This window comes from Stenotrophomonas africana (genome assembly GCF_013004645.1).
Lineage (GTDB): Bacteria > Pseudomonadota > Gammaproteobacteria > Xanthomonadales > Xanthomonadaceae > Stenotrophomonas > Stenotrophomonas africana.
Map to the genome: position 1 here is coordinate 107,261 of NZ_JABEME010000011.1, position 13,256 is coordinate 120,516.

Annotated in this window: 19 protein-coding genes and 1 tRNA gene; 14 read left to right on the forward strand and 6 right to left on the reverse strand. The window is 65.9% G+C overall.

Annotated elements, in window-relative coordinates; genetic code table 11:
• Positions 1-8: 8 nt before the first annotated feature.
• Positions 9-272 (reverse strand): hypothetical protein, encoded by a 264-nt coding sequence (locus tag HLA98_RS17405; protein WP_057502009.1) that lies wholly within the window; start codon positions 270-272, stop codon positions 9-11.
• On the reverse strand, positions 272-568 hold the full coding sequence (locus HLA98_RS17410) for a hypothetical protein (RefSeq protein ID WP_049445770.1): 297 nt from the start codon (positions 566-568) through the stop codon (positions 272-274). The genes HLA98_RS17405 and HLA98_RS17410 overlap by 1 nt, the downstream gene beginning before the upstream one ends.
• 427 nt (positions 569-995) lie before the next feature.
• Here HLA98_RS17410 and thrS point away from each other — a divergent pair, with 427 nt between their 5' ends.
• The 11 genes from thrS (at position 996) to HLA98_RS17465 (ending at position 9,446) form a co-directional block, all read left to right on the forward strand.
• The gene (thrS, locus tag HLA98_RS17415) at positions 996-2,897 is read left to right on the forward strand and encodes a threonine--tRNA ligase (RefSeq protein ID WP_057502008.1); all 1,902 of its coding nucleotides are present in this window, start codon (positions 996-998) and stop codon (positions 2,895-2,897) included.
• Between the two features lie 48 nt (positions 2,898-2,945).
• Entirely contained in the window at positions 2,946-3,488 is a 543-nt protein-coding gene (gene infC, locus HLA98_RS17420) for a translation initiation factor IF-3 (RefSeq protein WP_079222586.1), read from the forward strand.
• 266 nt (positions 3,489-3,754) lie between these two features.
• On the forward strand, positions 3,755-3,952 hold the full coding sequence (gene rpmI, locus HLA98_RS17425) for a 50S ribosomal protein L35 (protein ID WP_005410436.1): 198 nt from the start codon (positions 3,755-3,757) through the stop codon (positions 3,950-3,952).
• A gap of 11 nt (positions 3,953-3,963) precedes the next feature.
• The gene (gene rplT / locus HLA98_RS17430; protein WP_005410435.1) at positions 3,964-4,323 is read left to right on the forward strand and encodes a 50S ribosomal protein L20; all 360 of its coding nucleotides are present in this window, start codon (positions 3,964-3,966) and stop codon (positions 4,321-4,323) included.
• A gap of 193 nt (positions 4,324-4,516) precedes the next feature.
• Positions 4,517-5,512 carry a phenylalanine--tRNA ligase subunit alpha gene (locus HLA98_RS17435; protein WP_005417865.1) on the forward strand — a complete coding sequence of 332 codons (996 nt, stop codon included), beginning with the start codon at positions 4,517-4,519 and terminating at the stop codon, positions 5,510-5,512.
• 87 nt (positions 5,513-5,599) lie between these two features.
• Entirely contained in the window at positions 5,600-7,981 is a 2,382-nt protein-coding gene (gene pheT / locus HLA98_RS17440; RefSeq protein ID WP_057502016.1) for a phenylalanine--tRNA ligase subunit beta, read from the forward strand.
• Positions 7,982-8,008: 27 nt separating this feature from the next.
• On the forward strand, positions 8,009-8,308 hold the full coding sequence (locus HLA98_RS17445; RefSeq protein WP_005410432.1) for an integration host factor subunit alpha: 300 nt from the start codon (positions 8,009-8,011) through the stop codon (positions 8,306-8,308).
• Positions 8,289-8,645, forward strand: coding sequence for a MerR family transcriptional regulator (locus HLA98_RS17450; RefSeq protein WP_005410431.1), 357 nt, complete (start codon positions 8,289-8,291; stop codon positions 8,643-8,645). The genes HLA98_RS17445 and HLA98_RS17450 overlap by 20 nt, the downstream gene beginning before the upstream one ends.
• Positions 8,646-8,713: 68 nt before the next feature.
• Positions 8,714-8,790: transfer RNA gene (locus HLA98_RS17455), tRNA-Pro, on the forward strand.
• Positions 8,791-8,907: 117 nt separating this feature from the next.
• Positions 8,908-9,108 (forward strand): hypothetical protein, encoded by a 201-nt coding sequence (locus HLA98_RS17460; protein ID WP_057502007.1) that lies wholly within the window; start codon positions 8,908-8,910, stop codon positions 9,106-9,108.
• Positions 9,105-9,446, forward strand: a complete 342-nt coding sequence (locus HLA98_RS17465) for a low molecular weight protein tyrosine phosphatase family protein (protein WP_049445773.1) — start codon at positions 9,105-9,107, stop codon at positions 9,444-9,446. The genes HLA98_RS17460 and HLA98_RS17465 overlap by 4 nt, the downstream gene beginning before the upstream one ends.
• Here HLA98_RS17465 and HLA98_RS17470 read toward each other — a convergent pair.
• Entirely contained in the window at positions 9,425-9,874 is a 450-nt protein-coding gene (locus tag HLA98_RS17470; RefSeq protein ID WP_057502006.1) for a GNAT family N-acetyltransferase, read from the reverse strand. The two genes, HLA98_RS17465 and HLA98_RS17470, sit on opposite strands and share 22 nt — an antisense overlap.
• 86 nt (positions 9,875-9,960) lie before the next feature.
• Positions 9,961-10,470 carry a DUF3011 domain-containing protein gene (locus HLA98_RS17475; RefSeq protein ID WP_057502005.1) on the reverse strand — a complete coding sequence of 170 codons (510 nt, stop codon included), beginning with the start codon at positions 10,468-10,470 and terminating at the stop codon, positions 9,961-9,963.
• A gap of 242 nt (positions 10,471-10,712) precedes the next feature.
• Between HLA98_RS17475 and HLA98_RS17480 the strand changes: the two genes are divergently transcribed.
• Positions 10,713-11,108: a hypothetical protein gene (locus HLA98_RS17480; RefSeq protein ID WP_012511691.1), complete on the forward strand. Its 396-nt coding sequence runs from the start codon at positions 10,713-10,715 to the stop codon at positions 11,106-11,108.
• 24 nt (positions 11,109-11,132) lie between these two features.
• Here the strand turns inward: HLA98_RS17480 and HLA98_RS17485 are convergent, their stop codons facing one another.
• Positions 11,133-11,825: an aspartate/glutamate racemase family protein gene (locus tag HLA98_RS17485; protein ID WP_057502015.1), complete on the reverse strand. Its 693-nt coding sequence runs from the start codon at positions 11,823-11,825 to the stop codon at positions 11,133-11,135.
• A 155-nt stretch (positions 11,826-11,980) separates the two neighbouring features.
• On the opposite strand from HLA98_RS17485, the gene HLA98_RS17490 reads away from it, so the two are divergent.
• Together HLA98_RS17490 and HLA98_RS17495 are read left to right on the forward strand one after the other, a co-directional pair.
• Positions 11,981-12,622: a LysE family translocator gene (locus HLA98_RS17490; RefSeq protein ID WP_057502004.1), complete on the forward strand. Its 642-nt coding sequence runs from the start codon at positions 11,981-11,983 to the stop codon at positions 12,620-12,622.
• Between the two features lie 94 nt (positions 12,623-12,716).
• On the forward strand, positions 12,717-12,890 hold the full coding sequence (locus HLA98_RS17495; RefSeq protein ID WP_006380555.1) for a DUF1328 domain-containing protein: 174 nt from the start codon (positions 12,717-12,719) through the stop codon (positions 12,888-12,890).
• Between the two features lie 22 nt (positions 12,891-12,912).
• Here the strand turns inward: HLA98_RS17495 and HLA98_RS17500 are convergent, their stop codons facing one another.
• Positions 12,913-13,245 carry an SMR family transporter gene (locus HLA98_RS17500; protein ID WP_014037924.1) on the reverse strand — a complete coding sequence of 111 codons (333 nt, stop codon included), beginning with the start codon at positions 13,243-13,245 and terminating at the stop codon, positions 12,913-12,915.
• Positions 13,246-13,256 lie beyond the last annotated feature (11 nt).

The following is a 13,256-nucleotide window of genomic DNA, read 5'->3' on the forward strand; positions in this document are numbered from 1 at the left end:
AAGGGGTCTCATTGCACCGCGCCGGTCAGGCGCAGCAGCCCGAGCACGGCGAAACCGGTGGCCGCGCTGCCGGCCAGCACCAGCCAGGCGCGCAGCGCACTGCGGAAACTGAACGCCCACAGGGCGGCCAGCATCCACAGCGGGATGAAGGCGATCAGGGTCGGCACCAGCGCCCGCTGCCACGGGCCGGGCGGCAGCCACGCCAGCAGGCCGGTGGTGGCTGCGGCCAGAAAGAAGCCAGCGATGATGCCGGCAAGGGCACGCGGCCACATCAGGGCGACTCCGTGCCGGGGCGGTGCCAGGCGGCCAGCGCCGGCAGCAGCATCGCCGCCAGCATCCAGGTGCACAGCATGGCCACCAGGCCGGCGGCAAAGCCGAGCTCGGCCATCCACAGCCACAGCGCGGCAGCCGCGGCGACCAGGCCGATCTGGTGGCCGAGGCGGCCGGCGCGGCGCAGGCGTGGCCAGCGGCAGTGCGGCGAGGCGGCATAGAAGGCCAGCGCCGAGAACATCGCTGCCAGCATGCCCAGGCTGCAGAAGCCGAGCGTGGAAAGGCCGACGGTGATCATCGCGGGCGGCCAGCGTGGCAGCGGGCCGGCGAACGCGGGACACGGGCGGGGCCGGCGGGAGCCGGTCGGAGCGGGTGGCGCATCACGGGGTCCTGGGGAAAGCGGGCAGGCTGGCACGAGGCGCCTGCGCCGACATGGTAATCATTGCCATTTCACGCCGCCAGCGAGACCCATTCAGGGGACCGTACGGTGGGCCTTGGGCTTTCCCGTGCACTGGTTTAAGATCATCGCAGAACCCTGACTGGAACAAGGTGGCCCGCGCCCAGCGCCGGCCGAGCGTGCGACATGAGCACTACCACCGCCCACTGTTGACCTGCCCCCGAAGGCCCTGTGTACCAGGCGCCCTCGCGGCGCTTTTTTATTGCCCGGGCGCTGCCCCGGGAACGCTTTCCAGCCCGCTCAGCGGGCCCCGCACGAAGCCACTGCGATGATCAACATTACTCTTCCCGACGGCAGCCGCCGCGAATTCGAAAACCCCGTCAGCGTCATGCAGGTCGCCCAGTCGATCGGCGCTGGCCTGGCCAAGGCCACCATCGCCGGTGCCGTGGATGGCGTGCTGGTCGATGCCAGCGACGTCATCGACCACGATGCGAGCCTGCGAATCATTACCGCCAAGGACGAGGAGGGTGTGGAGATCATCCGCCACTCCTGCGCCCACCTGGTCGGCCACGCCGTCAAGCAGCTGTACCCGGACGTGAAGATGGTGATCGGCCCGGTGATCGCCGAGGGCTTCTACTACGACATCTACTCCGAGCGCCCGTTCACCCCGGACGACATGGCGGCGATCGAGAAGCGCATGGGCGAGCTGATCGCCCAGGACTACGACGTCATCAAGAAGGTGACGCCGCGCGCCGAAGTGATCGAGATCTTCAAGGCCCGTGGCGAGGACTACAAGCTGCGCCTGATCGAGGACATGTCCGACGACATCCAGGCGATGGGCATGTACTACCACCAGGAATACGTGGACATGTGCCGCGGCCCGCACGTGCCGAACACGCGCTTCCTGAAGGCCTTCAAGCTGACCCGCATCTCCGGCGCCTACTGGCGCGGTGACGCGCAGAACGAACAGCTGCAGCGCATCTACGGCACCGCCTGGGCCGACAAGAAGCAGCTCGAGGCGTACATCAAGCGCATCGAGGAAGCCGAGATGCGCGACCACCGCCGCATCGGCAAGCAGCAGGACCTGTTCCACCTGCAGGAAGAAGCGCCGGGCCTGGTGTTCTGGCACCCGAAGGGCTGGGCGTTGTGGCAGGTGGTCGAGCAGTACATGCGCAAGGTCTACCGCAACAGCGGCTACGGCGAAGTGCGCTGCCCGCAGATCCTGGACGTGAGCCTGTGGAAGAAGTCCGGCCATTGGGACAACTACCAGGACAACATGTTCTTCACCGAGTCGGAGAAGCGCACCTACGCGGTCAAGCCGATGAACTGCCCGGGCCACATCCAGGTGTTCAACCAGGGCCTGCACAGCTACCGCGACCTGCCGATCCGCTACGGTGAGTTCGGTTCCTGCCACCGCAACGAGCCGTCCGGCGCGCTGCACGGCATCCTGCGCGTGCGTGGTTTCACCCAGGACGACGGCCACGTGTTTTGCACCGAGAGCCAGATCGAGTCGGAAGTGACTGCCTTCCACCAGCAGGCGCTGGCGGTCTACCAGCACTTCGGTTTCGATGAGATCCAGATCAAGATCGCGCTGCGTCCGGAATCGCGTCTGGGCGACGATGCCACCTGGGACAAGGCCGAGGGCGCACTGCGTTCGGCACTGTCCGCCTGTGGCGTGGAATGGCAGGAGCTGCCGGGCGAGGGTGCCTTCTACGGCCCGAAGATCGAGTACCACCTGAAGGATGCCATCGGCCGTACCTGGCAGCTGGGCACCATGCAGGTCGACTTCATGATGCCGGGCCGCCTCGGCGCCGAGTACGTGGACGAAAACAGCCAGAAGAAGCATCCGGTCATGCTGCACCGCGCCATCGTCGGCTCGATGGAGCGCTTCCTGGGCATCCTGATCGAGCACCATGCCGGCCAGTTCCCGGCTTGGCTGGCGCCGACCCAGGTGGTGGTGGCCAACATCACCGACGCCCAGGCCGACTACGTCTCGGGCGTGACCAAAACCCTTGCGGAGCAAGGCTTCCGCGTCAGCTCGGATTTGCGTAACGAGAAGATCGGCTATAAAATCCGTGAGCATACGTTGCAGCGCGTGCCCTACCTGCTGGTCATTGGTGACCGCGAGAAGGAGAATGGGGCTGTGGCGGTGCGTACGCGTTCTGGCGAAGACCTGGGCAGCATGAGCCTGCAGGCCTTCATCGAGCGGCTCCAGGCCGAGGGCGCGTAAGCAAAGGTCCGGTCCGGGGGCACAGGCACCCGGACCGGTTCGATACCCTTGGGAGAACGTAATATCAGCACCCCTGACAACAAACAGAACCGCAAGAATCAGGAAATCCGTGTGCCGCGCGTCCGCGTGATCGGCAGTGACGGTGAAATGATCGGCGTGTTGTCGCGCGACGAAGCGCTGTCCATGGCCGAAGATGAAGGCCTGGACCTGGTCGAAATCCAGCCGCAGGCCGATCCGCCGGTCTGCAAGATCATGGACTTCGGCAAGTTCAAGTTCGAAGCGCAGAAGAAGGCCAGCGAGGCCAAGAAGAAGACCAAGCAGGTCGAGATCAAGGAAGTGAAGTTCCGTCCGGTCACGGACGAGGGCGACTACCAGATCAAGCTGCGCAAGATGCGCGGGTTCCTTGAAGAAGGCGACAAGATCAAGGTCAACATCCGTTTCCGTGGCCGTGAAATGAGCCATCAGGAACTGGGCCGCGAAATGGCCAACCGGATCGAGACCGATCTGGGCGAGGACATCGTCATTGAATCCCGTCCGCGCCTGGAAGGGCGTCAGATGGTCATGATGATCGCGCCGAAGAAGAAGACCTGAGGCCTGACGGGCCGCCTTCCGGGGCGCCTGGCTGAATGGTTCAGGGTAAAGGGGCGCCATTGGCGTCCCTTTGCTTTTGCGGCAGGCCGGTGAATTGCCGGCGAAAGGGTTGCAGGGGCTGGTGACAGGGCGGTTTTGCCTGTATCATGCCCGGCTCGACCCACCCAGGACGGGTCGTACGCCGATCATGGCAGGACGGAAAGAGCGGCCCAGGCCGCCGCCAGATCAGTCAGAAACCAGGGTCATATCCCATCAAGGACATTGCAATGCCCAAGATCAAGACCAACCGGGCAGCGGCCAAGCGTTTCCGCAAGACCGCCTCGGGCAAGTACAAGTGCGGCCACGCCAACCGTAGCCACATCCTCACGAAGAAAGCGACCAAGCGTAAGCGTAATCTGCGTCAGACGGGCCATGTCCGTGCAGAAGACGCAGGCCGTCTGGACCGCATGCTCCCTTACCTCTGAGGAACTGAAAAATGGCACGAGTTAAGCGTGGCGTACAGGCGCGTCGCCGCCACAAGAAAATCCTGGATCTCGCCAAGGGCTATTACAACGCCCGTCGCAAGGTCTTCCGCGTCGCCAAGCAGGCGGTCATCAAGGCACAGCAGTACGCCTACATCGGCCGTAAGCAGAAGAAGCGCAACTTCCGTTCGCTGTGGATCACCCGTATCAATGCGGCTGCCCGCATCAACGGTCTGAGCTACAGCCGCTTCATGAACGGTCTGCTGAAGGCCGGCATCACCCTGGATCGCAAGGTCCTGGCTGACATCGCCGTGCACGACGCAGCCGGTTTTGCCGCGCTGGCCGAAAAGGCCAAGGGCGCGCTGGCGGCATAAGTCCTTCCCGATGCCGTAACCGTTCACTCGGAACGGTGTCAGGTCAAGGCAATGCATGGGGAAGGGCGCAAGTCCTTCCCCATTCTTTTTTGGGTCCCGGCGAGGCCATGGCGGCAGCGCGGGGACGGCGGTGGCGACAGGGGTCGGCCCTTCGCGCATCGCGATGGCAGATCGACTGGAGTTCCGGCCCCCCATGAGCGACATCCAATCCCTCACCACCCAGGCGCTGGCCGATGTGGCCGCCGCACAGAGCCCCGACGTGCTGGAACAGCTGCGCGTGGCCCTGCTTGGCAAGAGTGGCAGCATCACCTCGCAGCTCAAGCAGCTCGGCGCCCTGCCGGCCGACGAGCGCAAGGCCGCCGGTGAAGCGATCAACCAGGCCCGCGACGCGCTGACCCGCGCGCTGGGCGAGCGCAAGGCGCTGCTGGAAGACGCGGCACTGGATGCGCGCCTGGCCGCCGAAGCCATCGACATCACCCTGCCGGGCCGCAACGGCGACCGTGCTGGCCTGCATCCGATCACCCGCACCCTCGAGCGCATCACCGGCATCTTCGGCCGGCTGGGCTACGAGCTGTCGGAAGGGCCGGAGATCGAGGACGACTGGCACAACTTCGAGGCGCTGAACTTCCCGCCGCACCACCCGGCGCGCGCCATGCACGACACCTTCTACTTCGGCGACGGCCGCCTGCTGCGCACGCACACCTCCGGTGTGCAGGTGCGCTACATGGGCGACCACGCGCCGCCGCTGCGCATGATCGCCGCCGGCAAGGTGTACCGCAGTGACAGCGACCAGACCCATTCGCCGATGTTCCACCAGGTGGAAGGCCTGCTGGTGGACGAGCATTCGACCTTCGCCGACCTGAAGGGCACGCTGGCCGAGTTCGTGCGCGCGTTCTTCGAGCGCGACTTCGAAATGCGCTTCCGCCCCAGCTACTTCCCGTTCGTTGAACCGGGCGCGGAAGTGGACATTGCCTGGCAGCAGCCCGATGGCAGCACCCGCTGGCTGGAAGTGCTCGGCTGCGGCATGGTGCATCCGAACGTGCTGCGCAATGTCGGCATCGATCCGGAGCGCTACACCGGGTTTGCCTTCGGCATGGGCGTGGAGCGTTTCGCGATGCTGCGCTACGGCGTCAACGATCTGCGCGCGTTCTTCGAGAACGACGTGCGGTTCCTGAAGCAGTTCGCATAAGCCGCAACCATGTAGAGCCGAGCCATGCTCGGCTGCTCCTAAATTCGCAGGCCCAGGCGCATGCGCCGGGCCCACCAGGGTGACACCATGAAATTCTCCGAAAACTGGCTGCGCAGCCACGTCCCGACCTCCGCCTCGCGCGATGAACTGAGCGCGGTGCTGACCGCCATCGGTCTGGAAGTGGAAGAGGTGACTGCGCTGGGCGAAGGCCTCGATCACGTGGTCGTGGCACGCATCGTCGACGCAGTACGCCATCCGGAAGCCGACCGCCTGCAGGTGTGCAGGGTCGATGCCGGGCAGGGCGAGCTGCTGCAGATCGTCTGCGGTGCGCCGAACGCCCGCCCGGGCCTGGTCGCGCCGCTGGCGATGGTCGGGGCGCAGATCGGCGAACTGAAGATCAAGCCAGCCAAACTGCGCGGCGTCGAGTCCAACGGCATGTTGTGCTCGGCCAAGGAGCTGGGCCTGGACAATGATGCCTCCGGCCTGCTGGAACTGCCGGACGACGCACCGGTGGGCCAGTCCCTGGTCGAGTACCTCGGCCTGCCGGACGCCAGCATCGAGATCAAGCTGACCCCGAACCGCGCCGACTGCTTCAGCCTGCGCGGCATCGCCTACGACGTCGCCGCCGCGACCCGCAGCGAAGTGCTGGACTTCGCGGCAGACGCCATTCCGGCGGTCGGCAGCCGTGAGCTGGCCATCCAGCTCGACGCTGGCGCTGAAGCGCCGCGTTACCTGGGCCGCGTCATCGAAGGCGTCAACGCCGCTGCCCAAACCCCGCTGTGGATGGCCGAGCGCCTGCGCCGCAGCGGCGTGCGTCCGGTCTCGCTGCTGGTCGACATCACCCAGTACGTGATGCTGGAGCTGGGCCAGCCGATGCATGCCTACGACCTCGGCACCCTGCAGGGCAGCATCGCTGTGCGCCGTTCGCGTGCGGGCGAGAGCCTGAAGCTGCTGGATGGCCGTGATGCCACGCTGGATGACAGCTTCCTGGTGGTGACCGATGCTGACCGTGCGGTTGGCCTGGCCGGCCTGATGGGCGGCTTCGACACCCGTGTCACCGACGCCACCACCGCCGTGTTCCTGGAAGCCGCGCACTTCGCACCGGCCGCGATCATGGGCCGTGGCCGCAAGCTGGGCCTGCACACCGATGCCGGCCATCGCTTCGAGCGTGGCGTCGACCCGGCATTGCCACGCACCGCCATCGAATACGCCACCCGCCTGGTGCTGGACCTGGCCGGTGGTACCCCGGCGCCGGTCACCGAGGCCGTGCGCGCCGACGACCTGCCGAAGCCGGCGACGATCCTGCTGCGCCGCGCCCGCATCACCCGCGTGCTCGGCATCACCATCGACGATGCTGAAGTCGAGCGCATCCTGCGCGCGCTGGGCATGGACGTGGTCGCCACCGCCGACGGCTGGCAGGTGGTCGCGCCGAGCCGCCGCTTCGACATCGCCATCGAAGAGGACCTGATCGAGGAACTCGCGCGCATCCACGGTTACGAGCAGATCCCGACCACGCTGCCGGGCGGTGCCTCGCGCGTGGCGATGCCGAGCGAGACGCAGCTGGACGCGCTGAGCGTGCGCCGCCAGCTGATCGCCCGTGACCAGCAGGAAACCGTAAATTTCGCCTTCGTCGACGACGCGCTGCTGACCCAGTGGAAGCTGCGCGACGGCCTGGTCCCGCTGGCCAACCCGCTGTCAGCCGAACTGGCAGTGATGCGCCCGTCGCTGCTGCCGGGCCTGGTCGCCACATTGGGCCGCAACGCTGCCCGCCAGTTGGGCCGCGTGCGCCTGTTCGAGCTCGGCCGCGTGTTCGCCCAGCAGGCCGGAGACGGCCAACCGGCACCGCTGGAAACCCCGCGTGTGGCCGCTGCGGTCTGCGGCGAGGCGCAGGCGGTGCAGTGGGGCCTGCCGACCCGCAAGGTCGACTTCCATGACCTGAAGGGCGACCTGGAATCGCTGGCGGCCGCCAGTGGCGCGCAGTTGGCGTTCCACCCGTCGGCCCGACCCTATGGCCACCCGGTGCGTTCAGCCGAAGTATTCCGCGATGGCGTGGCAATCGGCTGGATCGGTCAGATCCACCCGCGCCTGGCCAAGGCAATGGACATCGAAGCCGATGTCTACGCCTTCGAGCTGGACCTGGGGCCGCTGACCGCCCGTCGCCTGCCGCGTGCCGGCGAGCTGTCGCGCTTCCCGGCGGTGCGTCGCGACCTGGCATTCCTGGTGCCTGAACAGGTGGCCTGGGCCGACCTGGCCGCCACCGTCCGCCATGCCGCCGGCCCGCTGCTGCGCGACCTGAACCTGTTCGACCGCTACGTCGGTCAGGGTGTCGAGCCGGGGTTCAAGAGTCTCGCTATGGGCTTGATTTTGCAGGACAAGTCGCGCACTCTGACGGACCGCGACGTGGATGCGGTGGTGGCCGAGGCGGTCACTGCCATCGAGCGTGAACATCACGCCCGGATCCGCGGCTGAGCGGGCAGCACTCGGGGGTAGCAGGCAATGGCATTGACCAAGGCGGAGATGGCGGAGAAGCTGTTCGACGAAGTCGGTCTGAACAAGCGGGAAGCCAAGGAATTCGTCGACGCGTTTTTCGATGTGCTGCGTGAAGCATTGGAACAGGGACGTCAGGTGAAGCTGTCGGGCTTCGGTAATTTCGATCTGCGGCGCAAGAACCAGCGCCCGGGTCGTAACCCCAAGACCGGCGAGGAAATTCCGATTTCCGCCCGTACGGTGGTCACCTTCCGTCCGGGCCAGAAGCTCAAGGAGAGGGTGGAAGCTTATGCTGGATCCGGGCAGTAACCGCGAACTACCGCCGATCCCGGCCAAGCGCTACTTCACCATCGGTGAAGTCAGCGAGCTGTGCGACGTCAAGCCGCACGTCCTGCGCTACTGGGAAACCGAGTTTCCCAGCCTTGAGCCGGCCAAGCGCCGAGGCAACCGCCGCTACTACCAGCGCCATGACGTGCTGATGGTGCGGCAGATCCGCAGCCTGCTGTACGAACAGGGCTACACCATCGGTGGTGCACGCCTGCGTCTGGACGGCCCCGATGCCCGCGAGGAATCGGCGCTGAGCAACCAGATCATCAAGCAGGTACGCATGGAGCTGGAAGAAGTGCTGCAGTTGTTGCGCCGCTGATCCCATTTCCATCGTAATCCGCTATACTTCACGGCCCGCCGCACTGGCGGGCACATCGCAGCATCAGTCGGGGCGTAGCGCAGCCTGGTAGCGCATCTGCCTGGGGGGCAGAGGGTCGTCGGTTCGAATCCGGCCGTCCCGACCACTGTGATGAATCAAGAAGCCCGCGCAGCGATGCGTGGGCTTTTTTGTGCGTGCGGTGTATGCTGCGCGCCACTCGTACTACCGCGGCTGCTGAACCCGGTACTCACGAGAACACATCATGGAATCTGCAAGAAACCGTGCCTGGCGCCGCAGCCAGGCCCGCAACCGCGGTGGCGACCGCGCCACGGCCGCGTACAGCTACAAGCCCGAGAAGAACTGGAAGCTGCTGTATACGCGCGATGCCAAGCTCGCGCGTGCACGCCAGCTGGGTTTCACCTATCCGGTCCTCAGTGCCCGCCAACTGCAGGAACAGGAATGATCAACCTGCTGTTCGTCTGCAGCCGCAACCAGCTGCGCAGCCCGACCGCCGAAGCCATGTGGCGACGGCGGCCCGGCTTCGCCGCGCTGTCGGCCGGCACCAGCCCGCATGCACGACGCCCCATCGGTCCGGCGGATATCCGCTGGGCCGATGTCATCCTCGTGATGGAAGCCAAGCACCAGCATCGCCTGCAGGCCGCATACGCGCGCCTGCTGGAACACAAGCGCCTGCATTGCCTGGACATCGCCGACGACTATCGCTGCATGGATCCGCTGTTGATGGACCTGCTGGAGGCCAAGGTGGCCGCATATCTCGGTCAGCTGCCGGCAAAACGGTAGATCAACTCCGGATCTCCTTCGTCCAGTCCATGCACGATGCCGCTGTCGATGAAACCCGAGGCGGCGAGCAGGCGCTGCATGGCGGTATTGGAGGCATTGGTCGAAGTGAACAGCTTGCCTTGGCCCTGCAGCGCGATGGCATGGCGCAGCAGGGCGGCACCCACGCCCTGGCTGCGTTGTTCGCGCGCCACCATCAGCATCTCGACGAAGGCTTCGCCGAAGAAGTGATGGTGGATGACCAGGTAACCGGCCAGCTGGCCGGCCCGTTCGCCCACATGCACGCCACCGCCGGCCAGCCAGTCGGGGATCTGCCGTGCCCGTCGCGGATCGTGGGCCGCAACGCTGTCGAGCGCGATCAGCGCGGGGACGTCGTCGGGCATCGCCTCGCGGATATACAGCAGGGTCGAGGAGGGGGCGGGCGGCAGCATCGAAGGCTCCAGGGCTGGGTGCGCCCAGTCTATCGGTCACGTCGGCCGTATCTGCGCATCCGCCACAGCCAGCGTGTGGTCGGCAGTCAATACACACGAAACTCGGCACGGCAGCCGTCGCTGACCCACACGCCGCGGCGGTCCCAGCCCCAGTTGCGGTCCTCGATGCAGGTCGTCACCGATTTCTGCTTGACCAGCCGCACCTCGTGACGCACGCGGATCCGGCACTCCTTGTCCTTGTTCTCGTAGGACTCGCAGACCAGGCGTTCACCCTCGTTGTCGCGATCACGGCCGCGGCCACGACCCGGCCAGCGGCCATGTTCGTCGGCGACGAACTCGGCGCGGCAGCCATCGGTCACCCACAGCATGCGCCGGCTCTGGCCCCAGTTCTGGTCTTCCACGCAACGGGTCACCGACAGCTGCCTGGCCAGACGCATCGGACCCTCGATGGGGCATTGCTCGGTCTTGTTGAACTGGGATTCGCAGCGGAGCGCTGGAATGTGATCAGTGTCGTAGTCCTGGGCGGCCACGGCGGTGGCGGCCAGCAGCAGGGCAAGGGCGGCGCCGGTGATCGGCAGCAGCGGGCGAAGGGTCATGGGGAGCCTCGAGCGGGGATTCGGGCGGCAAGAATGACCCAGCACGGGACCGTCGGAACGCATCGTTCCGGAACTGGCTCAGTAGGGATTTAGTAGTGCGCACGGGCCCATGCAGAGGCTTACATCCCGTATCATCGCTGCACATCCGATCGCATCGGTTTACACCTTCTTACATGTCTCCCACGCCGTTCGGCGCAGCCTGTGGCTGCCGTCACTGGTGTGCGGGCGGCCTGTGGGGGAGGATGCGCGGACCACGACGACCACAGGGGGTTGCGTTGATCAGCAGTACCGTCATTCATCGCTCGGCCGACGCAGGTGGCGCCGAGGTGCGGGTCCTGGACACTACGTTCAAGGGCAAGCATGTGTTCATCGCCTGGGGCCTGCGCGGGCCGGAACTGACCCGTAGCGCGGACCCGGCTGCCACCGTGGCTGCGCGCAAGGCATTGCATGCCGTTGCCGGGCACAGTGAAGGGCCGCGCAGCCCGGAAGTGTTCATCGCCAACCAGTCGGCGGTGGCGATCACGGTCTATCGGCTGCTTACCGAAGCGCGCTCCGGTGACGCCATCTTCTTCCTGTGCGATTCACAGGCGGTGGTCGAGTGGCTGATCACCGCGCTGGAAGTGCAGGGCGCGGACTGATTCCACGCTCCGGCGCGCAGCGATTCAAGCCAGTGCTGCGTCCACCGCAGCCTGCGCATGCAGAGCAGTGGTATCGAACAGCGGCACTGCACTGTCCTCCGGGCGTACCAGCAGCATGATCTCGGTGCAGCCAAGAATGATCGCTTCGGCGCCGCGCGCCACCAGTCGCGCGATCACGCCGGCATAGATCTGTCGTGACTGCTCGCTGACCACGCCGGCAATCAGCTCCTGGTAGATGATGTCGTGCACGCTGCACCGGTCATCGGCACCGGGCACCAGCACCTCCAGGCCGAAGCGATCCTGCAGCCGGCCGCGGTAGAAGTCCTGCTCCATGGTGAAGGCGGTGCCAAGCAGGCCCACCTTGCGTGCGCCGGCCTGCACGATGGCCTGGGCGGTGGGGTCGGCGATATGCAGCAGCGGCAATGGGCAGGCTGCCTCGATACGGTCAGCCAGCTTGTGCATGGTATTGGTGCAGACCAGCAGCAGATCGGCGCCACCGGCCTGCAGGCGCCGTGCGGCGTCAACCATGTGGTCGCCCAGTGCAGCCCAGTCGCCGTCATGCTGCAACTGCTTGATGCCGGCGAAATCCACCGACCACAGCAGCAGTTGTGCCGAATGTGCGCCACCGAGGCGCTGCCGCACGTCCTCGTTGATGAGCCGGTAGTACTGGGCCGAGCTTTCCCAGCTCATGCCGCCGATCAGGCCGAGGGTTTTCATGCACAGCTCCAAGCCAGGAACCCTCATTGCAGCACAGATGGTGCCCGGTTGCCGATGCCGGCGATCTGTAACCACCGTATCCATGTTGTGCTGTATGTGCCGCGCGCTGCAGGCGCGCTCTATGCTGGTTGGGTCTTCTGAAGTGGATGTGCGCTATGGCCCTGCATACCTGGTGGTGGTTCCTCGCCACGGTGTTCGTTCTGTGTGGCACGCCGGGGCCGAACATGCTGCATATCCTCGGCCGCAGCGTCGGGCTCGGCTTCCGCGGCAGCGTGCCGGCGATGGCCGGCTGCCTGCTGGCGATGCTGCTGGTGCTGGCGGCCTCCGCAGCGGGCCTGAGTGCGTTGCTGCATTCCTCGCCGATGCTGTTCGAGGTGCTGCGTTATCTGGGCGTGGCCTATCTGGCCTGGCTGGGCCTGAAGGCATGGCGTGACAGTTGCCGGTCAGCACCACCGGTGACGGTCGATGCCGCGCTGCCGGCTGCGGCGTCGCTGGGCGCGTGGAAGGTGTTCCGTGGCGGCCTTCTGGTGGGTCTGAGCAATCCCAAGTTGCTGCTGTTCGCGGCGGCGTTCCTGCCGCAGTTCGTCGATCCGTCCCGTGGCCAGGCGCTGCAATACAGCGTGCTGGTGACCACCTTCGCCGCTTGCGAACTGTTCTGGTACGTAATGTATGCAGCCGGTGGCCATGGCCTGCGCCGTTGGCTGGCCAAGCCGTTCGCACGACGCTGGTTCGAGCGGCTGGTGGGCAGCGTGTTCCTGGCGTTTGCCGTCGCGCTGCTGCGCTTCCGTCCGCGTTGATTCACGCCGCGCACGCGGCCTGTTCACGGCTGCGGCATCGGCTACGGCCTAGCCTGATCATCCAGTACGCAGTCCCTGCGGGGAAAGGTTTGACATGATCAAGTGGGCCATCATCTTCGCCATCATCGGCGTCATTGCCGGCGTGCTCGGCTTTGGCGGCATTGCCGGCGCTGCGGTCGGCATCGCCAAGTTCCTGTTCTGGGCCGGCATCATCATCGCGGTGGTGCTGTTCCTGCTCGGCATGACCGTAGCGAAGAAGGTCAGCTAGCGTGTGTCGCGCAGCAGCGTGCTCAGTGTGCGCTGCTGCGCGAGAACAGATTGATCACCAGTACGCCGGCGCAGATCAGGCCGATGCCGATCAACGCCGGTGCATCCAGGCGCTGCTTGAACACCACCAGCCCGATCAGCGAGATCAGCACGATGCCGACGCCGGACCAGATGGCGTAGGCGATGCCGGTCGGAATCGACTTCATGGTCACCGACAGCAGGTAGAAGCACAGTCCGTAGCCGACCAGCGCGCCCAGTGTCGGCGCCAGTCGACTCATACCGTCGGAGGCCTTCAGCAGCGACGTGGCGATCACTTCCAGCACGATCGCGGCGGCGAGATAGGCGTAGGGATTCATCGCGGGCTCCG